This window comes from Streptomyces sp. ST2-7A (assembly GCF_021390475.1).
GTDB lineage: Bacteria > Actinomycetota > Actinomycetes > Streptomycetales > Streptomycetaceae > Streptomyces.
The window spans coordinates 1-20,856 of sequence record NZ_JAJUWS010000001.1 but is presented as its reverse complement, the minus strand read 5'-3'; the positions used below and the strand labels follow the sequence as shown (position 1 = coordinate 20,856).

Annotated in this window: 16 protein-coding genes and 1 pseudogene; 12 read left to right on the top strand and 5 right to left on the bottom strand. The window is 73.3% G+C overall.

The genetic code is table 11. The features are described 5' to 3' along the window. Positions 1 to 73 precede the first annotated feature (73 nt). The 8 genes and pseudogenes from LZF96_RS00085 to LZF96_RS00050 all read left to right on the top strand — a co-directional run. Positions 74 to 1,105: a BMP family protein gene (locus LZF96_RS00085; RefSeq protein WP_233864349.1), complete on the top strand. Its 1,032-nt coding sequence runs from the start codon at positions 74 to 76 to the stop codon at positions 1,103 to 1,105. Positions 1,106 to 1,477: 372 nt separating this feature from the next. After that, on the top strand, positions 1,478 to 3,193 hold the full coding sequence (locus LZF96_RS00080) for an ABC transporter ATP-binding protein (protein WP_233864913.1): 1,716 nt from the start codon (positions 1,478 to 1,480) through the stop codon (positions 3,191 to 3,193). After that, positions 3,190 to 4,395, top strand: coding sequence for an ABC transporter permease (locus LZF96_RS00075; RefSeq protein ID WP_233864340.1), 1,206 nt, complete (start codon positions 3,190 to 3,192; stop codon positions 4,393 to 4,395). The genes LZF96_RS00080 and LZF96_RS00075 overlap by 4 nt, the downstream gene beginning before the upstream one ends. Further along, a complete protein-coding gene (locus tag LZF96_RS00070; protein ID WP_233864337.1) occupies positions 4,395 to 5,681 on the top strand; it encodes an ABC transporter permease in 1,287 nt (428 codons plus the stop codon). The genes LZF96_RS00075 and LZF96_RS00070 overlap by 1 nt, the downstream gene beginning before the upstream one ends. After that, positions 5,678 to 6,172 (top strand): cytidine deaminase, encoded by a 495-nt coding sequence (locus tag LZF96_RS00065; RefSeq protein ID WP_233864334.1) that lies wholly within the window; start codon positions 5,678 to 5,680, stop codon positions 6,170 to 6,172. The genes LZF96_RS00070 and LZF96_RS00065 overlap by 4 nt, the downstream gene beginning before the upstream one ends. Before the next feature lie 245 nt (positions 6,173 to 6,417). Beyond that, entirely contained in the window at positions 6,418 to 7,704 is a 1,287-nt protein-coding gene (locus tag LZF96_RS00060; protein WP_233864332.1) for a thymidine phosphorylase, read from the top strand. A 947-nt stretch (positions 7,705 to 8,651) separates the two neighbouring features. Continuing rightward, a complete protein-coding gene (gene mgtE, locus LZF96_RS00055; RefSeq protein WP_233864320.1) occupies positions 8,652 to 9,977 on the top strand; it encodes a magnesium transporter in 1,326 nt (441 codons plus the stop codon). Between the two features lie 185 nt (positions 9,978 to 10,162). After that, positions 10,163 to 10,483, top strand: a pseudogene (locus LZF96_RS00050) (hypothetical protein); the annotation flags it as partial. A gap of 259 nt (positions 10,484 to 10,742) precedes the next feature. Here LZF96_RS00050 and LZF96_RS00045 read toward each other — a convergent pair. Continuing rightward, entirely contained in the window at positions 10,743 to 12,032 is a 1,290-nt protein-coding gene (locus tag LZF96_RS00045; protein ID WP_233864317.1) for an MFS transporter, read from the bottom strand. A 230-nt stretch (positions 12,033 to 12,262) separates the two neighbouring features. Between LZF96_RS00045 and LZF96_RS00040 the strand changes: the two genes are divergently transcribed. The 3 genes from LZF96_RS00040 (at position 12,263) to LZF96_RS00030 (ending at position 15,039) form a co-directional block, all read left to right on the top strand. Then, a complete protein-coding gene (locus LZF96_RS00040) occupies positions 12,263 to 13,204 on the top strand; it encodes a LysR family transcriptional regulator (protein WP_233864912.1) in 942 nt (313 codons plus the stop codon). A 112-nt stretch (positions 13,205 to 13,316) separates the two neighbouring features. Beyond that, positions 13,317 to 14,465 carry an adenosine deaminase gene (locus LZF96_RS00035; protein ID WP_233864313.1) on the top strand — a complete coding sequence of 383 codons (1,149 nt, stop codon included), beginning with the start codon at positions 13,317 to 13,319 and terminating at the stop codon, positions 14,463 to 14,465. A 181-nt stretch (positions 14,466 to 14,646) separates the two neighbouring features. Then, positions 14,647 to 15,039, top strand: coding sequence for an ATP-binding protein (locus LZF96_RS00030; RefSeq protein WP_233864309.1), 393 nt, complete (start codon positions 14,647 to 14,649; stop codon positions 15,037 to 15,039). 205 nt (positions 15,040 to 15,244) lie between these two features. On the opposite strand, the gene LZF96_RS00025 is transcribed toward LZF96_RS00030, so the two are convergent. The 4 genes from LZF96_RS00025 to LZF96_RS00010 form a co-directional block, all read right to left on the bottom strand. Then, the gene (locus LZF96_RS00025; protein WP_233864306.1) at positions 15,245 to 16,057 is read right to left on the bottom strand and encodes a VanZ family protein; all 813 of its coding nucleotides are present in this window, start codon (positions 16,055 to 16,057) and stop codon (positions 15,245 to 15,247) included. A gap of 154 nt (positions 16,058 to 16,211) precedes the next feature. After that, positions 16,212 to 16,949, bottom strand: a complete 738-nt coding sequence (locus LZF96_RS00020) for a hypothetical protein (RefSeq protein ID WP_233864302.1) — start codon at positions 16,947 to 16,949, stop codon at positions 16,212 to 16,214. Positions 16,950 to 16,953: 4 nt separating this feature from the next. Beyond that, positions 16,954 to 18,789, bottom strand: a complete 1,836-nt coding sequence (locus tag LZF96_RS00015; RefSeq protein WP_233864911.1) for a HAMP domain-containing sensor histidine kinase — start codon at positions 18,787 to 18,789, stop codon at positions 16,954 to 16,956. A 307-nt stretch (positions 18,790 to 19,096) separates the two neighbouring features. Further along, on the bottom strand, positions 19,097 to 19,774 hold the full coding sequence (locus tag LZF96_RS00010) for a response regulator transcription factor (protein ID WP_233864300.1): 678 nt from the start codon (positions 19,772 to 19,774) through the stop codon (positions 19,097 to 19,099). Between the two features lie 259 nt (positions 19,775 to 20,033). On the opposite strand from LZF96_RS00010, the gene LZF96_RS00005 reads away from it, so the two are divergent. Then, positions 20,034 to 20,825, top strand: a complete 792-nt coding sequence (locus LZF96_RS00005) for a SigE family RNA polymerase sigma factor (protein ID WP_233864298.1) — start codon at positions 20,034 to 20,036, stop codon at positions 20,823 to 20,825. Positions 20,826 to 20,856 lie beyond the last annotated feature (31 nt).

Below are 20,856 nucleotides of genomic sequence, written 5' to 3'. Positions count from 1 at the left end.
ACCTCTTATCTACGCGCGTTACCATTCCGCCGAAAGCAGCGCCGCAGAGGCGCTCCGAGGAAGGGAACGTCTCTTGCGCCGCGTAACGAGGTTTGCATCCACTGTGGCCGTCACGGCGGCCCTCGCCCTGACCGCGAGCGCCTGCGGTGAGAGCTCCACCGGGAGCGCCGACGGCGAGAGCCCCGGCGTCGGTATCGCCTTCGACGTCGGTGGCCGTGACGACCAGTCCTTCAACGAGGCCGCGGCGCGGGGAGCCGACCAGGCCGAGGACGAGCTGGGCGTCTCCGCCAACTTCCAGACCGCCCGCAACGACGAGACCGACGCGGACCGCGAGCAGCGGCTGACCGAGCTGGCCCAGGAGGGCTACAACCCGGTCATCGGCGTCGGCTTCCTCTACGGCAACGCCATCGCCCGGGTGGCCGAGCAGTTCCCGGACACCACCTTCGGCGTGGTGGACGCGGTGGCCGAGGGCGACAACGTCTACAGCATGGTCTTCGCCGAGCACGAGGCCTCCTACCTCGCCGGCGTGGCCGCCGCGCTGAAGACGGAGAGCGGCAAGGTCGGCTTCATCGGCGGTGTGAACATCCCGCTGATCCAGAAGTTCCAGGCCGGCTTCGAGCAGGGTGTCGCGGACACCGACTCCGAGGTCGAGGTGGACGTGCAGTACCTGTACGCCGACGACGACCGCGGCTTCACCGACGTGGCCAAGGCCAAGGAGCAGGCCGACGGCATGCTCGGCCGCGACATCGACGTGATCTACTCGGCCGCCGGCCTCGCGGGCAACGGCTCCATCGAGGAGGTCGCGGCCGTCGACGGCGCCTGGGCCATCGGCGTGGACTCCGACCAGTACCTCCAGGACGGTCTGGCCGAGTACAAGGACTCGATCCTGACCTCCGCGGTCAAGGGCGTGAACGTCGCCGTCTTCGACCTCATCCAGAGCGTGCACGACGACGAGCCGCTGTCCGGCGTCGGCGAGTACACCCTGGCCGACGAGGGCGTGTGGCTGGCCACCTCCGGTGGCTTCATCGACGACATCATGACCGAGATCGACGCCGCCCGTGAGGGCATCATCTCGGGCGACATCGTCGTCAACGACACCCCCTGAGTCCGCTCGGTCGAGCCGCCCGTCCCCGGCGGTCGTCCGCCGGCCGGCCCGTCGGCCGACCGGTCACGGCATCGACAGCCGCCCCGTCCCCCGCTTCGTCGGGACGGGGCGGTCGTCGGGCCCGGGGCGAGGGTGCTTCGGGAACGACCGTGGTCGCCCACCACTCACCGCTTCCGATCGTCGGCCTTTCGTATCGTGGTTTCCGGGGATCGGACGAGTCACCGTTATCGACCGGGTCCGCCCGTCGCGCCCGGTTCGGAGCCCCGCTCCCGTCGGGACCGGACGCCGGTGCTACGCGGGTAGAATCCGCCGGGTCGCGATAGCGTCGACCGACCTCCGGCCCCGCTCCTTCGCCCCCGAGGAGAGTGCGTCATCCCAGCCTCCACCACCCCTGCCGGCAGCGGCCACGCCGACGGCGTCCCCGCCGTCGAACTGCGGGGGATCACCAAACGCTTCCCCGGTGTCGTGGCCAACCACGACATCGACATCACCGTGCGGCGCGGCACCGTACACGCCCTGATCGGGGAGAACGGCGCGGGCAAGTCCACGCTCATGAAGATCCTCTACGGCATGCAGAAGCCGGACGAGGGCACCATCGCGGTCGACGGTGAGCGGGTCTCGCTGTCCACGCCCGCCGACGCCATCCGGCACGGCATCGGCATGGTGCACCAGCACTTCATGCTCGCCGACAACCTCACCGTCCGGGAGAACATCGTCCTGGGCGCGGAGAAGGCGTACGGCATCGGCGCACGCTCCCGCCGCCGGATCATGGAGATCTCCGACGCCTACGGCCTGGACATCCGTCCCGACGTCCTGGTCGAGGAGATCGGTGTCGCCGACCGCCAGCGGGTGGAGATCCTCAAGGTCCTCTACCGCGGCGCCCGCACCCTGATCCTGGACGAGCCCACCGCCGTCCTGGTCCCGCAGGAGGTGGACGCGCTCTTCGCGAACCTCCGCGAGCTGAAGGCCGAGGGCCTGACCGTCATCTTCATCTCGCACAAGCTCGGCGAGGTGCTGTCGGTCGCCGACGACATCACGGTCATCCGGCGCGGCACCACGGTCGCCTCGGTGGTCCCCGCCGAGACCAGCCCCGGCGAACTCGCCGAGCTGATGGTCGGCAGCGAGCTGCCCGTTCCCGACACCGGCGAGTCCACGGTCACCGACGAACCCGTCCTCACCGTCTCCGGCCTGCACCTGTCCGGCATCGACACCGAGGGCACCCTCCGCGAGATCCTCGCCGACATCGACTTCACCATCCACCGCGGCGAGGTGCTGGGCATCGCCGGGGTGGAGGGCAACGGCCAGGCCGAACTGGTCGAGGCCGTCATGGGCATCCGCACCCCCGACGGCGGCCGGATCGAACTGGCCGGTGAGGACATCTCGCGCGCCGGTACCCGTACCCGCCGCGAGGCCGGTGTCGGCTACATCCCCGAGGACCGCCACCGCCACGGCCTGCTGCTCAACGCCCCGCTGTGGGAGAACCGGATGCTCGGCCACGTCACCGAGCGCCCCAACAGCCGCGCCGGCCGGCTCACCATCGGCGACGCCCGCCGGGACACCGAGCGGATCGTCGCCGAGCACGACGTGCGCACCCCCGGCATCGACGTCACCGCCGCCAGCCTCTCCGGCGGCAACCAGCAGAAGCTGATATTCGGCCGGGAGATGAGCCACGACCCCAAGGTGCTCATCGCCGCCCACCCCACGCGCGGCGTGGACGTCGGCGCCCAGTCGCAGATCTGGGAGCAGATCCGACGCGCCCGCGCGCAGGGCCTGGCGGTGCTGCTGATCTCCGCCGACCTCGACGAGCTGATCGGCCTCTCCGACACCCTGCGGGTGATGTACCGGGGCCGGCTGGTCGCGGAGGCCGACCCGGCGACGATCACCCCCGAGGAACTCGGCACCGCCATGACCGGCGCGGCCACCGGCCGGCTGGACTCCGGCACCGCCGGCACCACCGATCCGGCCCCGGCCGACCGGACCCCGGCCCCCGACGGGGACGCTCCCGCCGACCAGGGTGCCGCCGCACCCGACCCCGCGCCGGGGTCCGGCGCCGAGCACGACGGACGCACCGACGGAGGCGCCCGATGACCCCCTCGCCGTTGCGGCGGATCGATCGCGAGAAGCTGCTCCTCGGCTTCGCCGCCCCCGCCCTGGCACTGGCCACCGCCTTCGTGATCATCTCCCTGGTCATGTCGCTGACCGGCCAGAACCCCTTCCTCGCCTTCCAGATCATGGGGGACTACGGCACCAAGGCCGACAGCCAGGTCTGGATCATCAACAAGGCGATCCCCTACTACCTCTCCGCCGTCGCGGTCGCCATCGGCTTCCGGATGAACCTCTTCAACATCGGGGTCGACGGCCAGTACCAGGTGGCGGCGTTCTTCGCCGCCGCCGTCGGCGGGTACCTCGCCTTCTCCGGCACCCTGCGCATCCCGTTCATCCTGATCACCGCCATGCTGGTCGGCGCGATCTGGGCGGGCATCGCCGGTTTCCTCAAGGCCACCCGGGGTGTGAGCGAGGTGATCAGCACGATCATGCTCAACGCCATCGGTGGCGCGCTGATCGGCTACCTGCTGCACGACGGCCGGCTCGCCGAGCGCACCCAGAACATCGTCCACACCCCGTACCTGCCGGAGTCGACGATGTTCTTCACCATCGACACCGACGCCGGACGGATCTACGGCACGATCGTGATCGCGATCGTCGCCGGTCTCGCCTACTGGTACCTGCTGGGCCGCACCCGCTTCGGCTTCGACCTGCGGTCGGTCGGCGAGTCCGAGTCCGCCGCCCGGGCCGGCGGCGTGAGCGTCAAGCGCATGGTGATCACCGCGATGGTGCTCTCCGGCGCCATGGCCGGGCTGGTCGGGATGCCGACCCTGCTCAACGACTCCGGCACCTTCGGCAACAACTTCCCCGGCGGCATCGGCTTCATGGGCATCGCCATCGCCCTGCTCGGCCGCAACCACGCCATCGGCATGGCCTTCGCCGCACTGCTGTGGGCCTTCCTGGAGCGCACCGGCGGGCGGCTCAACTTCGAGGGCTACAACCAGGAGATCGTCGGCGTGATGCAGGGGATCATCGTCCTCTCCGTCGTCATCGCCTACGAACTGGTCCGCCGCTGGGGCCTGCGCCGCCAGCAGCGGCTGGTCGGCGCACAGCTCGCCGCCCGGGCCGCCGCGGCCCCGGCCGCCATCGGCGCCGGCGCACCCGCCACCACCCCCGGCACGACGGGCGACCGCCGCGCCGGTAAGAACGGGTCGGACGACCCGACCGACCCGGAGGTGTCCTGATGGCCAGTGAACTGGCGACCGCCCCGCCGCCGGTCAGCCCGCGCGGCCGGGTCGAGCGCGGCGGCAGACGCCGGCTGAGCTACCCGATGGTCCTGCTGATCATCGCCGGCGGCCTGCTCCTGCTCTCCCTGGTCCGCGCCCTCACCGACACCGGCAGCCTCACCGACACCCGGCAGTGGGGCAGCGCGCTGGGCCTGGCCGTCCCGATCGGCCTGGCCGGGCTCGGCGGCCTGTGGGCCGAACGCGCCGGCGTGATCAACATCGGCCTCGAGGGCATGATGATGCTCGGCCTGTTCGCCGCCGGTTGGATCGGCTGGCAGTACGGCCCCTGGGCGGCGGTCCTCGCCGGCCTCATCGGCGGTGTCCTGGGCGGTCTGGTGCACGCCGTGGCGACCATCACCTTCGGCGTCGACCACATCGTCTCCGGCGTCGCGATCAACATCCTCGCCCTGGGCGTGGTGCAGTTCCTCGCCAAGCTGTGGTTCGGCGAGGGCGCGGCCGCGCAGGCCGGCGGCAACGACAAGCAGTCGCCGCGGATGGAGGAGATGCAGACCTTCACCGTCCCCGGCATCTCCGACGCGCTGCGCTCGATCGCCGACCAGGGGTGGTTCCTCGTCTCCGACACCGCCGGCATCCTGGGCGCCGCCGTCACCAACGTCTCCTGGATCACCCTGCTGGCGATCCTGCTGTTCGTGGGCACCTGGTGGGTACTGTGGAAGACGCCGTTCGGTCTGCGGCTGCGCTCCTGCGGCGAGAACCCCGTCGCCGGCGAGTCGCTGGGCGTCAACGTCTACCTCTACAAGTACATCGCGGTCGCCGTCTCCGGCGGCCTGGCCGGCCTCGGCGGCGCCTACCTGGCCGTCTTCATCCGGATGTACCAGGACGGCCAGACCGGCGGTCGCGGCTACCTGGGCCTGGCCACGATGATCTTCGGTAACTGGCGGCCCGGCGGTGTCGCGATGGGCGCGGGCCTCTTCGGCTTCATGGACGCCCTCCAGATCCGCGGCGGCGGCCCCACCGTGCACGGGATGCTGCTGCTCTTCGCGATCGCGCTGGCCGGCCTCGCCGTCTACCAGTTCATCCGCAACAAACGAGTGGCAGGCGCGGTCAGCGGCGTCCTCGCCGTGCTGCTCTTCCTCTGGTACTCGGCGACCGACACCATGCCCCTGGAGCTGGTCACCGCCAGCCCGTACATCACCACCCTGCTGGTGCTCGCGCTCTTCTCCCAACACCTGAGAGTGCCGGCCGCCATCGGCAGGTCCTACAGACGGGGACAGGGAACATGACCGGGCCGGAACCGCCGGAGCCGTCGGGACCGGCCGACCCGGCGGCCCCGGCGGGGGAGTGGGAGACGCTGCGGGCCGCCGCGCGGGAGGCCGCGCGGCACGCCTACGCGCCGTACTCCGGCTACCCCGTCGGCGCCGCCGCCCGGGTGGACGACGGCCGGATCGTCACCGGCTGCAACGTGGAGAACGCCTCCTACGGGCTGGGGCTGTGCGCCGAGTGCGGCCTGGTCTCCGCCCTGCACGCCGGGGGCGGAGGCACCCTGACCCGCTTCACCTGCGTGAACGGGGAGGGTGAGGTGATCGTCCCCTGCGGTCGGTGCCGGCAGTTGCTCATGGAGCACGGCGGGCCCCACCTGTGGGTGGACACCCCCGGCGGCGTGCTCCCGTTGGACCGGCTGCTGGCCCACGCCTTCGGCCCGCAGTGGCTGCCGGACGCCTCCCGACCGGCCGGCCCGCCCCCCGGCGAACAGACGCCTCCCCGCCCGGCCTGACCGCGCCCTCCTCCCGGTGGGACCGACCCCGCCCGGCCTGACCGCGCCCTCCTCCCGGTGGGACCGACCCCGATCGGGGTCGGTCCCACTGCCCGGTCCCACTGCCCGGGTTCACCGATGGGGCAGGTCTCGTCCCGCCACATCCCCGTCCGCACGTTCCCGCGTCCCGCCGTTCCGGCGCCGACGCGTCCCCGCCCGGCCCCGCGAAGGGGCGACCCGAGCCCGGAAGCACGAGGATCGCACCCATGGACGCCATCACCGTCATCCGCACCAAGCGCGACGGGGGCCCCCTGTCCCCCGAACAGATCGACTGGGTCATCGACGCCTACACCCGGGGCACGGTCGCCGACGAGCAGATGTCCGCGCTCGCCATGGCGATCCTGCTCAACGGCATGGACCGCGCCGAGATCGCCCGCTGGACCGCAGCCATGATCGCCACCGGCGAGCGCATGGACTTCTCCGCCCTGAGCCGCCCCACCGCCGACAAGCACTCCACCGGCGGGGTCGGCGACAAGATCACCCTTCCGCTGGCCCCCCTGGTGGCGGCCTGCGGCGCCGCCGTACCGCAGCTCTCCGGGCGCGGGCTGGGCCACACCGGCGGCACCCTCGACAAGCTGGAGTCGATCCCCGGCTGGCGCGCGGACCTCGACAACGAGGAGATGCTCGACATCCTGGACCGGGTCGGCGCGGTGGTCTGCGCCGCCGGCCCCGGTCTCGCCCCGGCCGATCGCAAGCTCTACGCCCTGCGGGACGTCACCGGCACCGTGGAGTCCATCCCGCTGATCGCCGCCTCGATCATGAGCAAGAAGATCGCCGAGGGCACCGGCTCGCTGGTCCTGGACGTCAAGGTCGGCTCCGGCGCCTTCATGAAGAACCTCGACGACGCCCGGGAACTCGCCTCCACCATGGTCGGCCTGGGCACCGACCACGGCGTGCGCACCGTCGCGCTGCTCACCGACATGTCGGTCCCGCTCGGCCGCACCGCCGGCAACGCCCTGGAGGTCCGCGAGTCGGTGGAGGTGCTCGCCGGCGGCGGCCCGGCCGACGTGGTGGAGCTGACCGTGGCCCTGGCACGGGAGATGCTCACCGCCGCCGGTCTCCCCGACGCCGATCCGGAACGGGCACTGGCCGACGGTTCGGCCATGGACGTGTGGCGCCGCATGATCACCGCCCAGGGCGGCGACCCGGACGCCCCGCTGCCCGGGGCCCGCGAGACCCACACCGTCACCGCGCCGACCACCGGCACCCTGGTGGGCCTGGACGCCTACGCCGTGGGCCTGGCCGCCTGGCGACTGGGCGCGGGCCGGGCCCGCAAGGAGGACGCGGTGCAGGCGGGCGCGGGCGTGGAGTGGCACGCCCGCCCCGGTGACCGGGTCACCGCCGGCGCCCCGCTGCTGACCCTGCACACCGACACCCCCGAGCGGTTCGCCGGGGCGCTGGAGGCGCTGGAGGGCGGGGCGGTGACCATCGGCGAGCCGGTGGCGGGCGAGGTCGGTCCCGTCGGTCCGCTGGTCCTCGGCCGGGTGGACTGACGGACCCTCCGGTCGGTCCGGGCCGCGCGGGCCCCGGTTCCCTCCGGACGCGCCGCCCCCGGGCCGGTGCCCGCTTTCCGACGGACCGGTCCCCGGTCCGGGGCATCCGCCCCGGTCCCCGGTCCGGGGCATCCGCCCCGGTCCCCGGTCCGGGGCGGACCGTGCTCCCGGTGTCCGGGGTCCCGTCCGGGGGCGGCCCGGTGCCGGGGCCCATGAGCCGGCACCGCGCCGGGGGCATCGGGGTGGTGGGACGAGCGCCCGGGGCGGGGGCGGCGCGGTCCCGTCCCCGTGGGGCGCCGCCGCCCCCGCGGCCCGGTGCCCGGCACCCCTTCGCCGGTTCCGGCCCACCGCACCGTTCCTCGTCGTGCCGGCGGCACGGGACGGTTCGGGGGCCCGGGTGACGACGCGCCGTCCGGGTCGTCGGGCCGGGCACGACGTCCCGTACCGCACCCCCCGTGCGGCGCGGTACCCGCCCGACCGAGCTCTCCCCGCCCGTGGCGGCCCTTGCCGTGGTCCTCGGCGCTCTCGCACTCGTCGGTACCCCCGACGGGGCCGGGGCCGCTCCGCCCCGCTCCGCGCGCCCGACCCCGACGACCACCGGTCCGGTGACGACACATCCGGGCGCGTGGCGGCGGATTCCCCCTGCCGTTGACCGCGCCGGCGCGGCACTGTCTGTGCACATGACATGATTCACGCCCCTTCCCCGCCCGATACGCCGGAGTTCGGTCGGAAGACCACCCGGGGGACCTGTAGCCTGAACGACGGATTCGACGGTGGTACACCCCGGGAGGTGAGGCTGACATGCGCAGCGAGCCTCCCAGTCATGCCGGGCGCCGCGCCCGCCACTCCCGTCCGACCGCCTGATCGGGGCGTCGGCCCGGGGGAAGGTCGGTGTGTGCGCTCCCCCGGACGCCCGTGACCGCCCGATCCCCCGGGAGAACCCCGTCATGACGCACCTCCCCACCCTGCTCGACGACCACGACCTCGCCGGCGCGATGGAGTGGCTGGAGACCCAGCCCGCCTACTCGATCGCCGACGAACTCGCCCGCATGGACGCCGTGAACTCGGTGGTCTCCTTCCGGCTCCTGGACAAGGACCGGGCCCTGGAGGTCTTCGAGGAACTGGACCCGGTGGACCAGCAGCAGATCCTCGAGAGCCTGCGCGACCAGCCCTTCCGTGACCTCGTCGAGGGCATGGACCCCGACGACCGCGCCCGGATGCTCGGCGAGGTTCCCGCCAAGGTGGCCCGCCGGGTGCTGGCCGGCCTCAGCGCCCACGAGCGGCAGATGACCGCCGCCCTGCTGGGCTACCCCGAGGGCTCCGTCGGCCGGTACATGACCCCGGAGACCGTCGCCCTCCAGCAGAACCTCACCGTCGCCGAGGCCCTGGAGGTCGTCCGACGGCGCGGAGCCGCCGCCGAGACCATCTACACCCTCCCCGTGGTGGACACCGGACGCCGACTGACCGGCATCGTGGAACTGCGGGAACTGGTGCTGGGGGACCCCAACTCCCAGGTCTCCCAGCTCGTGGAGACCGAGCCGCAGCGCGCCCGCGCCACCGACCCCGCCGAGCAGGCCGCCCGCCTGATGCGGGAGACCAACGTGCTCAACCTCCCGGTGGTGGACAGCGAGGACCGCCTGGTCGGTCTGCTGACCATCGACGACGCGGTGGAGGTCATCGAGGCCGCCGACACCGAGGACGTGGCCCGCCAGTCCGGTGCCGAGCCGCTGGAGCGGCACTACATGTCGGCGAGTGTCTTCCAGCTCTCCCGGGCCCGGGCGCTGTGGCTGATGCTGCTGTTGGTCGCCGCGACGCTCACCGTCTCGGTGACGCAGGCATTCGAGGGCGAGCTGGAGACGGTGACCCAGCTCGCGTTGTTCATCCCGTTGCTGATCGGCACCGGCGGCAACGCCGGCGCGCAGGCCGCCACGACGGCGGTCCGCGCGCTCGCCGTCGGCGAGGTGCGCACCTCGGACCTGCTGAAGGTGATCTGGCGGGAGTGCCGTACCGGGTTGTTGCTGGGACTCATGCTCGCCGTGGTCGGCTTCGGGGTCGGGGCGGTCTTCGTCGGTCTGGAGATCGCGGCGGTGGTGGCCGTGACACTGGTGATCATCTGCGCCTGGGCGGCCACGGTCGGCGGCACGATGCCATTGCTGGCCAAGAAGGTCCGGATCGACCCCGCCGTGGTCTCCGCCCCGATGGTCACCACGCTGGTGGACGCCACCGGCCTGATCATCTACTTCACCACCGCGAAGCTGATCCTCGGCATCTGAGACCGGGACGGCCGCCCGATGCCCCGCCGCCGGGGCGTCGGACGGCCGTCCCGGTTCCGCCGACCCGGCCCCCGCCCGCGTCCCGGCCTCTCCCGCCCCTCTCGAACCGGCGGGACGGCGGTTGTCACATGGGTGTGGAAGAGTGCCCGGTCACGGACGGGCGTCCATCGGGGAAGGGCGGAGCGGTGGGGTTCACGGGGGAGACCTGGCTGGTGGGCGGCGAACGGGAGCCGGTGGGGGAGATCCTGATCGAGGACGCCGACTTCCCGTGGCTCTCGGGGCGGTTCATCCCCGGCCCCGGCTTCGCCGCCGTTCGGACGCTGTTCGAGCGCGAGCTCGCCCTGATGGAGGCCGACGAGGGGGAGGGGTGGGCCGAGTGGGAGAGGGTGTGGGACGGCATCCGGAGGGCCGTCACCCCGAGCTCCCCCTCCGGCCTCGTCCCCGAGTTCCTGCTGCACATCGACGGGGAGCGGGCGTGGTTCCGGTGGAGCGACGAACCGTTCGACCGAGGCCCGCACCCTCGAACCGGTGGGGAGGGGGCCCGGCCGGGCCCCGGGCCGTTTCCCGGCTCACGCGCCACCACGCTCACGTTCCCCACGGCATCCAGCCGCGCGAGGAAACGCTCCCTCAATCCCGCAAGATCATCACGCTCAACGCCCACGGTCCTCGCAACTCCCACAGAGCGCGGGTGTTGCGAGGACCGTCAGAACCCAAGACCGCCGGGGTCCTCGTCGCGGGTGGGGACCGGTTACGACCCCGGCCGGATCAGCTCGCGGCGGCGGCCGGCACCCGGGCGCGGGTGGTGACGGCCGGTCGGCCGACCGCCGCCACGGCCGCCTCCCGGCGGGCCCGACGGGTCGCGTAGAGAGTGATGCCGGCGGCGGCCAGCAGCGCGATCAGGGAGAAGGCGACCGTGCCGTCCCACCGGGCGTGGTGGTAGGTGAGGGCGCCCAGCAGCCCGCCGACGCTGGCACCCAGGTAGTAGGTCACCTGGTACAGCGCCGAGGCCTGGGCGCGGGCCTCGGTGGCGGTGCGGCCCACCGAGGAGGAGGCCACCGCGTGGCCGAAGAAGAAGCCGCCGGTGATCAGCACCAGGGCGACGATCACGGCCGCCAGGTGGTCGATCGTGCTGACCAGCAGTCCGGCGACGACCGCGCCGATCCCGATGTACAGGGCGCCGCGCCGTCCCAGCCTGCTCATCCCGGGGCCGGTGATCGACGAGGAGCAGGTACCCACCAGGTAGATGACGAAGATCGAGCCGATCAACCCGGCGGAGAGGTCGAAGGGGGCCTCGCTCAGTCGGAAGGCGATCGCGGTGTACACCGCGCTGAACGCCGCCATCAGCAGACCGCCGATCGCGTAGAGCCGCAGCAGCAGACCGTTGCGCAGGTGGCAGCCCAGGCTCGCGGCGGCCGGCCGCAGCCGCAGCGTCCGGGCGGTGAAGTTCCGGGAGGCCGGGATCAGCGCCCGGTACAGCGCCACGCCGATCAGGGCCAGCACGGTGACCGACGCCAGACCGGCCCGCCACCCCCAGCCCTCGGCGACCCAACCGGAGAGGATCCGCCCGGTCATGCCGCCGACGCTGTTGCCGGCGATGAACAGCCCGACCGCCCCGGCCATCGCCCGGCCGTCCAACTCCTCGGACAGGTAGGCCACGGCCGAGGCGGGGATGCCCGCGATCGCCGCGCCCTGCAGGGCCCGCAGCACCACCAGGGTGGACAGGTCCGGGGCGAAGGGGATCACGAACGCCAGGGCGAGGGCGGCGCCCACCGACGCCGTCATGGTGCGGCGCCGGCCGAACCGCTCGGAGAGCAGGCTCAGCGGCACGACCGCCAGGGCCAGGGCGATCGTGGCGGCGGAGATGGTCCAGGTGGCGGCGTCGGGCCGGACGCCGAAGCCGGCGGCGATCTCCGGCAGCAGCGACTGGGTGGAGAAGAGCATCGCGAAGCTCGCCAGACCGATGCCGAACAGGGCCAGGTTCATGCGCATCAGCGGCGGGCGCGACGCGACGGGAGTGGCCCCGGGGACGGTGGGAGCGGTCGATGCGGAAGACATGTAACGAAAGTAGAACGGGGGGTTTCATCCGTCCAATGCATGAAACTGTCATGATCGATCCATTGATGCATGAATCCAGGTGAGGACGGTCCGTGACACCCATCGGCAACGGGAAAGAGATCCCCGTAACACGCCACGCGCCCCGGGCGGGGTCCGGCGGTCGGCGCGCTGGTCGCGTCGGCGGTCGGGCCGGAGAGGTCACCCCGACCTCCTCCCCGACACGGCCGGCCATCCCGCCCGGCGCGGGTGATCCGGAGACCGGCGAGGACGTGGCGGCCCTGCTCGCGCCCCGCCTCGCCCACTTCGCGGCGGTCGCCCGGCACGAGCACGTCACCCGCGCGGCGGCCGAACTGGGCGTCCCCCAATCCACCCTCAGTCGCTCGATCGCCCGGCTGGAGGGGGAGTTGGGCGTGGCGCTGCTGGCCCGGCACGGACGGGCCGTCGCCCTCACCCCCGCCGGTCGCACCTTCGCCGGCCACGCCGAGCGCGCCCTCGCCGAGATCGTCCGCGCCGCAGAGACCGTGCGCACCGACGCCGACCCGGCGGCCGGGCGGGTCGCCTTCGGTTTCCTGCGCACGATGGGGCCGGAGACCGTCCCCGGCCTCATCCGCGCCTTCCGCGCCGACCACCCCCGGGTGCGCTTCTCACTGGTCCAGGGGTACGGCGAACACATGGTGGAGCGGATGCGCGAGGGGGAGTTGGACCTGTGTCTGATCTCGCCGGTTCCGGAGGGGCCCGATCTGATCGCCCGCCGGCTGGACGAGCAGCGGTTGTACCTGGTGGTGCCGGAGGGCCACCGGCTGGCCGGGCGGCGGCGGGTGCGGCTGGTGGAGGCCGCCGAGGAGGCCTTCGTGATGCTGGAGCGCGGCTACGGCATGCGCACCCTCACCGAAAACCTGTGCGGTCGGGCGGGATTCCGCCCCCGGGTCGCCTTCGAGGGCGAGGAGCCGGAGACCCTGCGCGGGCTGGTCGCCGCCGGTCTCGGTGTCGCCCTGTTGCCCCCCTCGACGCTGCCCCGGCCGGGGGTTCGCGAACTGGCGGTGAGCGCACCGCGCGCGGTGCGGGAGATCGGTGTGGCCTGGATGGCCGGCCGCCCGGACACCCGGCCGGTGGCGGCCTTCAAGAACTTCCTCCTGGGCCGGCGCGGGCACCTGCTCACCGACACCCACTGAGCGCCGGGGCCGGGTGAGGGCTTCGGTGTCGCCTCCTCGCCCACTCGCCTCCCGGGCGGGACACCGTGGCCGGATATGGCGTATCTACGCGCGTAGGCGTTACAGTCGCGGGATGACACGGCCATCCACTTCCCCCTCCCGCGTCCCCACCCCGGAGCAGATCCTGCGGGCCCCGAAGGTGCTGCTCCACGACCACCTCGACGGTGGGCTGCGCCCGTCCACCGTCGCCGAGTTGGCGGCCGAACAGGGCTACGCGAACCTGCCCGTGCCGGCCGACGACTCGGAGGCGCTGGGCCGCTGGTTCCGGGAGGCCGCCGATTCCGGGTCGCTGGAGCGCTACCTGGAGACCTTCGAGCACACCTGCGCCGTGATGCAGACCCGCGACGCCCTGGCGCGGGTGGCCCGCGAGGCGGTGCTGGACCTCGCGGCGGACGGCGTCGTCTACGCCGAGATCCGCTACGCCCCCGAGCAGCACCTGGCCGCCGGGCTGACCCTGGAACAGGTCGTGGAGGCGGTCAACGACGGCTTCCGCGAGGGCGAGCGGGAGGCGGCGGGCGAGGGGCGCCGCATCCGGGTCGGCGCGCTGCTCACCGCCATGCGGCACGCCGCCCGCTCGTTGGAGGTCGCCGAGCTGGCCAACCGGTACCGGGACGGGGGCGTGGTCGGCTTCGACATCGCCGGCGCCGAGGCCGGGTACCCCCCCACCCCCCACCTGGACGCCTTCGAGTACCTCAAGCGGGAGAACAACCACTTCACCATCCACGCCGGCGAGGCCTTCGGGCTGCCCTCCATCTGGCAGGCCCTGCAGTGGTGCGGCGCCGACCGCCTGGGGCACGGCGTGCGGATCATCGACGACATCGAGATCGATCCCGCCGCCCCCGAGGGGGCCCGACTCGGGCGGCTGGCCGCCTACGTGCGCGACCGTCGGGTCCCGTTGGAGATGTGTCCGACCTCCAACCTCCAGACGGGCGCGGCCGAGTCCTACGAACGTCACCCGATCGGCCTGCTGCGCCGACTCGGTTTCCGGGTCACGGTGAACACCGACAACCGGCTCATGAGTGGGACGACGATGAGTCGTGAGTTCGAGGAATTGGCCCGGGCATTCGATTACACGCTCGACGACCTCCAGTGGTTCACCGTCAATGCGATGAAATCCGCGTTCATTCCTTTCAATGAACGTCTGGTCATGATCAACGACGTGATCAAGCCTCGATACGCCGAGCTGCGATCCGAGTGGTTGTTCGCAGGGAAGGTCGGGTAACCCCGTACCACCTGCGGTGATGCCGGCTCCGTCGGCGGTTGTCGGAGAATGTCCACGACATTCCCGGGGCCCGCCCGGGGCCGGTATTCGTGTTTTCCCGGTTTTGCGGTGCGCGACTCGGGCCGATATCTTCCGGTCGCTGCCACATGACCCCTCACCCGAGACGAGAACGGGAAGACCCATGAAGAAGTCAACCGCGCAGTCCATCGGCGTCGCCGCCCTCGGCGCCGCGATCGCCGTCACCGCCGCAGGCCAGGCCCACGCCGCCCACGGGGAGGCGAAGGACCCCGTGGGCTCCACCCTCGACCGCCTGTCGGCCGCGGCACCGGACCTCTCCCTCGGCGGTGCCGCGGACATGGTCCCGGCCACCGCGGCCACCAGCCTGGGCGCCGGCATGTACGCGCTGGGCGAGGCCGTCCAGGGCGCGGCCGAGCACGGTGCGGGCCAGGGGATGATGGAGGGCGCCGCCCAGAACATGGCGGAGTCCAACCCCGCCGCCGGTAGCGGTGGCCTCGGCGGGATTCCGATGCAGGGCAGCAGCCCCTCCCTCCTCGGTGGCCTGCCGATCGGCTGACCCCGGGGCCGGCGCCGTTCCCGTGGGGGCGGTGCCGGGGCCGGCGCCGTTCCCGTGGGGCGGGAACGGCTTCCCGGCCGGGAGGCGGGCGATCACGGCGAAGCCCACGGCGGTGGAGGGGCGGCGCGACCGGGTCCGCCGTCGGCCGGCGGGGAACGGGTCGCGCGGGTCCCCGGATCCGGACACGGGAACGGACGCGAACAGGTCAGACCGGTCGGACCGGTCGGACCGGTCGGACCGGTCGGACCGGTCCGGGGGAGGCGGGGCCCCGGCCGACGACGACGGCGTGGCCGCCGTCCGGCCGTGCCGCCACCGGCGTCATGCCCGGTCCCTCCTCGGGATCGCCGTCCGGGTCGGCGATGCCCCCGAAACGCGTGTCGGTGAAACGCGTGTCGGTGAAGCGGGCGTCGGTGAACGGGCCGGGCACCACCCGGCCGCGCGGCGGTTCGTCCCGATGGAAGGCGTCGGGGTCGACGCGGGGGGCACGGTTCCCGCCCGCGCCCGGGAACCGCCGGCGCAGGGGGGCGAAGCAGAGCAGGTGCACCAGCGCCACGCCCAGCGTGCTCAGGATCAGCGCGTCGATGTCCGCCTGGCGGCTCGGCATCGCGGACCGGGCCAGCCCGAGGGTCAGGGAGATCATCGCGCCGGCGAAGACGGTCCGGGCGAAGGAGATGACCGGCGAGCCCCCCAGCCGACGCCCCAGGAGAGGGAAGAGCACACCCAGCGGGGCGAGGAGCACCAGGCCGGCCCCGAGGCAGCGCAGGGCCGCGCGCGGTCCCTCGTGGAACTCGGCGCCGATCGTCGCGAAGGGACGGGTGTTGGTGGGCGGGACCCAGGTCACGGCCACCGGTCGCAGCGTCAGCCACGCCACCACCGCCAGGTAGGCGATCGTCAGTACTCCCGCCGTCAGGCGCAGGGAGCGGGGGACCCCCGGGGAACCGATCGGGTCGCCGGGGGCGTCGAAGCCGGCCGGGCCGTCGGGCGGCCGGCGCCGGGACGCTTTCCGTTGACGCTGCACGGAGGCGATGACGCCTCGCGGGAGGCACCGGTTCCCCGCATTCACGGTGATCCGCCTCACGCGGGCGGAATCCACTCGTACGGGGGAAACCGGCGCGCGGGGACCGCGGGGCCCCCGGGGCGCCCCGGGCTGCGCGGAGGCGCCCGACGGGCGCTCAGCCCGTGGCCGATTCCCCGGTCTCCCCGGCCGTCGGGGGCGGCAGGATCACCTCGGTGCCCGCGTTCCGGGCGTTCTCCGGGCGGTTGCGCAGCGAACTCGCGCAGGTGTAGCCGCGTGCCTCGCGGTCCTCCGCGTCCGGAGGTCCACCGAGCAGCACCGAGGTACCGTCCCCGACGGGACGGGTGTGCGCGAAGGTACAGATGATCTGGACCAGGGCGAAGGCCGGCAGGTCGTCCGGGTGCAGGCTCAGCCGCAGCAGCCGCTCGGGGTCGTTCCCGGACGGCCCGGTGACCCGCAGCTCCTCCGGCACGGCGCTGCTGAACCCCGCCGCCTGCTCCTCTTCCGGCGGCTCGGACTGCAACTCGCGCAGCAGTCGACCCGCCACCGCCAGCCGTTCGGATGCCGACACCTCCCGGGAACCCGTCGGATCGGTCGGCTTCCCGGCGTCCCCGGACCCCTCCGCTCCGGGCGGGGCCGGGTCCGGAACGGGTACGTCGCGCGGCACCGACTCCACCCGCGAGCCGCACACCAGGTAGACGTCGACGCCCTCGGAGTGCTCCGGCACGGCACAACTAGCCCGGGACGGGGCCGGTCCGGCGTCGACCGGGACGTCCATCGAGCGGATGCCGCAGCCGGCGGTGGACAGGGCGAGCAGCGCTGCGAGCCCGGCCGCCCCGGCGCCGCGCGGACGCGCGCGCCGCCCGCCGGACCGCCGATGGTGGGTGATCCGCATGGTCTCAGCCGTCCCTCTCCGCGTGTTCGCCCCCGGCGCCACCCGGGGTCCCGGTCTCCGACGCCCCCGCAGCGTTCGACGCGCCGGACCCCTCACCGGATCCCGGTGCCCGCCGGGGGGCGGGCACCGCGCCCCCGCCCCCGACCGAACGCTCGTCGACCGGCGGCAGGGGCCGACGGGGCAGCCTCAGCGTGAAGACCGCGCCGCCCTCCGGGTGGTTGGCGGCGCTGATCCGACCGCCGTGCAGATGGGCGTTCTCCAGCGCGATCGACAGCCCCAGCCCGCTGCCCTCCGAGCGCGGGCGCGAGGCGCTGGCCTTGTAGAAGCGGTCGAAGACGTGCGGCAGCACCTCCTCGGGGATGCCGGGCCCGTGGTCCGCGACCTCTATGACCACCACGTCGGCGGGGCCGCCCCGGCGGCCGGGGCGTTCGGCCCGCCGGCCGTCGCGCGGGGCCGGCACGCCCGCCGCCCCCGCCCCGAGACCGGTCCCGGCGCCGGTTCCGGTGGTCCCGTCCGGGGGCCCGGTCACGGGGCCCGCCGGGGACTCGTCGGCGCCCGGCTCCACCGCCTCGACGGGCCGGGCGCAGCCGCTCTCCTCCCGGACGGTGACCCGCACCGGCGAGCCCCCGTGCTTGAGGGCGTTGCCGATGAGGTTGGCCAGGATCACGTCCAGCCGGCGCGGATCCAGCCTCGCGGTCACCCCGCGCTCGGCCCGCAGGTCGACCGCGTCCAGCCAGGCGCGGGCGTCGACACAGGCGGTCACCTGATCGGCGATGTCCACGTCGTCCAGCACCATCCGGGCGGTTCCCGCGTCGAAGCGGGTGACCTCCATCAGGTTCTCCACCAGGTCGTTGAGCCGACGGGTCTCGCTCACCACCAGTTGCACGGCGGGCGCGATCATCGGATCGAGGTTGTCCACCTCGTCCTCGAGCACCTCGCTCACGGCGGTGATCGCGGTCATCGGGGTCCGCAGCTCGTGCGACATGTCGGCCACGAACCGGCGACTGGCCGCCTCCCGGGCGCGCAGGTCGGCCACCCGCTCCTCCAGCGCCCGGGCGGTGCCGTTGAAGGTGTGGGTCAGCTCCGCCAGCTCGTCCGTGCCGCTCACCGGCAGCCGGGTGCTCAACCGTCCCTCTCCCAGCTTGCGCGCCGCGCTGTTGAGCCGCTGCACGGGACGCAGCACGGTGCCCGCCGCGGCCTGCGCGAGCAGTACCGAACCGATCAGGGCCAGGGCGGTGGCGATCCCCAGGGACCAGGCCAGCGAGTTCAGGTCGTCGCGCTCGGGGGCCAGCGAGGAGAGCATGTAGCCGGTGGGGCCGTCCTCCATGACCCGGGCCCCGGCCACCAGGTACGGGTCGCCGTCGTGGACCACCCGTTGCCAGTACAGGTGGTGGCTGGGGTCCTCCCCGACGGTGTCGCCCGTCGCGGCCCCGGGGCCCGTCGGGCTCCCGGCCCCCGACGGGCCGGCGGTGTCGGCGCGCTCGGTGTGCACGGCCTCGATCAACGAGGCCGGCACCATGTCCATGGTGAACAGGCGGGGGTCGGACTCCTCCACGCAGCGCTCCCCGTCGGAGGTCTCGTCCCCCTCCAGTACCAGCACCACCTGGTAACCGGGGGAGTCGCCGGCCATCTCGGCGGCGGAGGTCCGCAGGACATCGCAGGTGGGGGACTCGGGCAGGGCGCCCGCCCGGTCGCCCAGCGACTTGCGGAAGTCGGCCAGCGCGGAGTTCTGCGCCCGGGTCAGGACGGCGTCCCGGTTCAGCCAGTAGGCGATGCCGGAGACCGACACGGCGGTGGTGAGCGCCACCAGGGCGAAGACGGTGATCAGCCGGAAGCGCAGGCTGGAAAGGCGACCGGGGAACCACCGGCGTCGCGACGCGGTGCCCTCCCCCTCGGGTTCGACAGCGGGTTCGGTGGCGGGAGACGGATCGCCGGCCGGCCCGCCGGTGCCACCGGTGTCGTCCGTCTCCCCGCTCCTCCCGGGGTCCCGGGCGTTGTCGCGGGCGACCCGCCGGCCGTCGTCCTCCGTGTCGTGCTCCACCACGTGCCCCGTTCACCCCGTTCGCCGCCGCACCGGCCGCCGGGCTCCGACGGCCGGTTCCGGCCGGTCCCCTCCGTCCGGCGGGACGACTGCCCCGCCGGCCCGTTCACTGCGGCGAGTCCAGCCGATAGCCGACGCCCCGCACCGTGCGGATCAGTTTCGGGGAGGACGGCACGTCCTCCACCTTCGCCCGCAGCCGCTGCACGCAGGCGTCCACCAGCCGGGAGTCCCCGAGGTAGTCGTGCTCCCACACCAGACGCAGCAGCTGCTGGCGGGAGAGCGCCTGGCCGGGACGCCGGCTCAGCTCCAACAGCAGTCGCAGCTCCGTCGGGGTGAGCTGGAGGTCCTCGCCGTTCTTCGTGACGGTCATCGCGGCCCGGTCGATGACGACGGCGCCGAAGGTCGCGGCGTCGTTCGCCTCCCGTTCGCCGCGCCGCATCACGGCCCGGACGCGGGCGTCCAGGACCCTGCCCTGCACCGGCTTGACCACGTAGTCGTCGGCGCCGGACTCCAGGCCCACCACGACGTCGATGTCGTCGCTGCGGGCGGTCAACAGGATGATCGGCAGCTGATCGGTGCGGCGGATGCGGCGGCACACCTCGAAGCCGTCGATGCCGGGCAGCATGACGTCCAACACGATGAGGTCCGGTCGCTGCTCGCGCAGCAACTTCAGACCCTCCTCACCGCTGGGGGCGGTGATCACCCGGTGACCCTGGCGGGTCAGCCCCATCTCCAGGGCGGTGCGCACCGCCTCGTCGTCCTCGATCAGCAACAGGAAAGCCACGCCGGTCATTGTGTCCCATGGGCGTGTCGGAGTTCGACCGGCCGGCGCCGGGTTCCGCCGGGAAACCCGGGAAGAGCCGGTGAACATCGGCCGATCGGGGGCGATGAGTGCGGACCGGTGCCGTGCCCGGATCGGCACCCGGCCGCACACACGTGCGCTGTGACACCGCTGTGACAGACGGCGGACCGCCCGATGAAACTGGCCCGGCAATGTATTCCCCATCGAACGAACACCGGTCCGCACCACGAGGGGGAGCGCGATGAACGCACTGCACCGCACCACCACCGCAGTCGACGCGTCGCGCCCGCACACCCCGCGCGGCATCGGACGGTGTGAGGGGACGTCCGGATCGACGGGACGGCCGGGGGGCCGTCGCGTCGCCGGGCACCCCCGCCCGACACATCTGACGCTCGCTTCGGGGGAGACGGGCGCCGGGTCGTCGGGCGGTTCAGGGGGGCGTGCGGGGGAAGGCGGCGGCACGAGCGGGGCGATCACGGGGGGTCGCACGGGGGAATGGTGTTCCGGGGACGCGGAGGCGGAGTTCACCGCCTACGTGAGGGAACGCCGATCCTCGCTCTACGCCGCCGCCTACCACCTCACCGGTGACCGCCACGAGGCGGAGGACCTGCTGCAGAGCGCGCTGCTGTCCACCTACCGGGCCTGGGACCGGATCAGCGACAAGGGCGCGGTCGGCGGCTACCTCCGCCGCACCATGACCAACCTGCACATCAGTGCCTGGCGGCGCCGCAAGCTCAACGAGTACCCGACCGAGGAACTGCCGGAGGAGCCCGGCGAGCAGGACACCATGCGCGGCACCGAGCTGCGGACCGTCCTGTGGCAGGCGCTCGCCCGGCTGCCCGAACAGCAGCGCACCATGCTCGTCCTGCGCTACTACGAGGGCCGCACCGACCCGGAGATCGCCGACACCCTGAACATCAGCGTCGGCACGGTCAAGAGCAGCATCTGGCGCACCCTGCGCCGGCTGCGCGAGGACCGCACGCTCGGCCCCGGTCGGGACCGGGACCTGTGCTTCGGGGAACTGGTGGCCTGAGGGGGGACCGCCGGCCCGGACGGGGCGGGGC

What these genes read in the sequence shown, in the direction of transcription:
- LZF96_RS00075 (WP_233864340.1), top strand. Translation starts at nt 3,190, where the DNA reads ATGACCCCCTCGCCGTTGCGGCGGATCGATCGCGAGAAGCTGCTCCTC.
- LZF96_RS00070 (WP_233864337.1), top strand. Translation starts at nt 4,395, where the DNA reads ATGGCCAGTGAACTGGCGACCGCCCCGCCGCCGGTCAGCCCGCGCGGC.
- LZF96_RS00065 (WP_233864334.1), top strand. Translation starts at nt 5,678, where the DNA reads ATGACCGGGCCGGAACCGCCGGAGCCGTCGGGACCGGCCGACCCGGCG.
- LZF96_RS00060 (WP_233864332.1), top strand. Translation starts at nt 6,418, where the DNA reads ATGGACGCCATCACCGTCATCCGCACCAAGCGCGACGGGGGCCCCCTG.
- mgtE (WP_233864320.1), top strand. Translation starts at nt 8,652, where the DNA reads ATGACGCACCTCCCCACCCTGCTCGACGACCACGACCTCGCCGGCGCG.
- LZF96_RS00045 (WP_233864317.1), bottom strand. Translation starts at nt 12,032, where the DNA reads ATGTCTTCCGCATCGACCGCTCCCACCGTCCCCGGGGCCACTCCCGTC.
- LZF96_RS00035 (WP_233864313.1), top strand. Translation starts at nt 13,317, where the DNA reads ATGACACGGCCATCCACTTCCCCCTCCCGCGTCCCCACCCCGGAGCAG.
- LZF96_RS00030 (WP_233864309.1), top strand. Translation starts at nt 14,647, where the DNA reads ATGAAGAAGTCAACCGCGCAGTCCATCGGCGTCGCCGCCCTCGGCGCC.
- LZF96_RS00020 (WP_233864302.1), bottom strand. Translation starts at nt 16,949, where the DNA reads ATGCGGATCACCCACCATCGGCGGTCCGGCGGGCGGCGCGCGCGTCCG.
- LZF96_RS00005 (WP_233864298.1), top strand. Translation starts at nt 20,034, where the DNA reads ATGAACGCACTGCACCGCACCACCACCGCAGTCGACGCGTCGCGCCCG.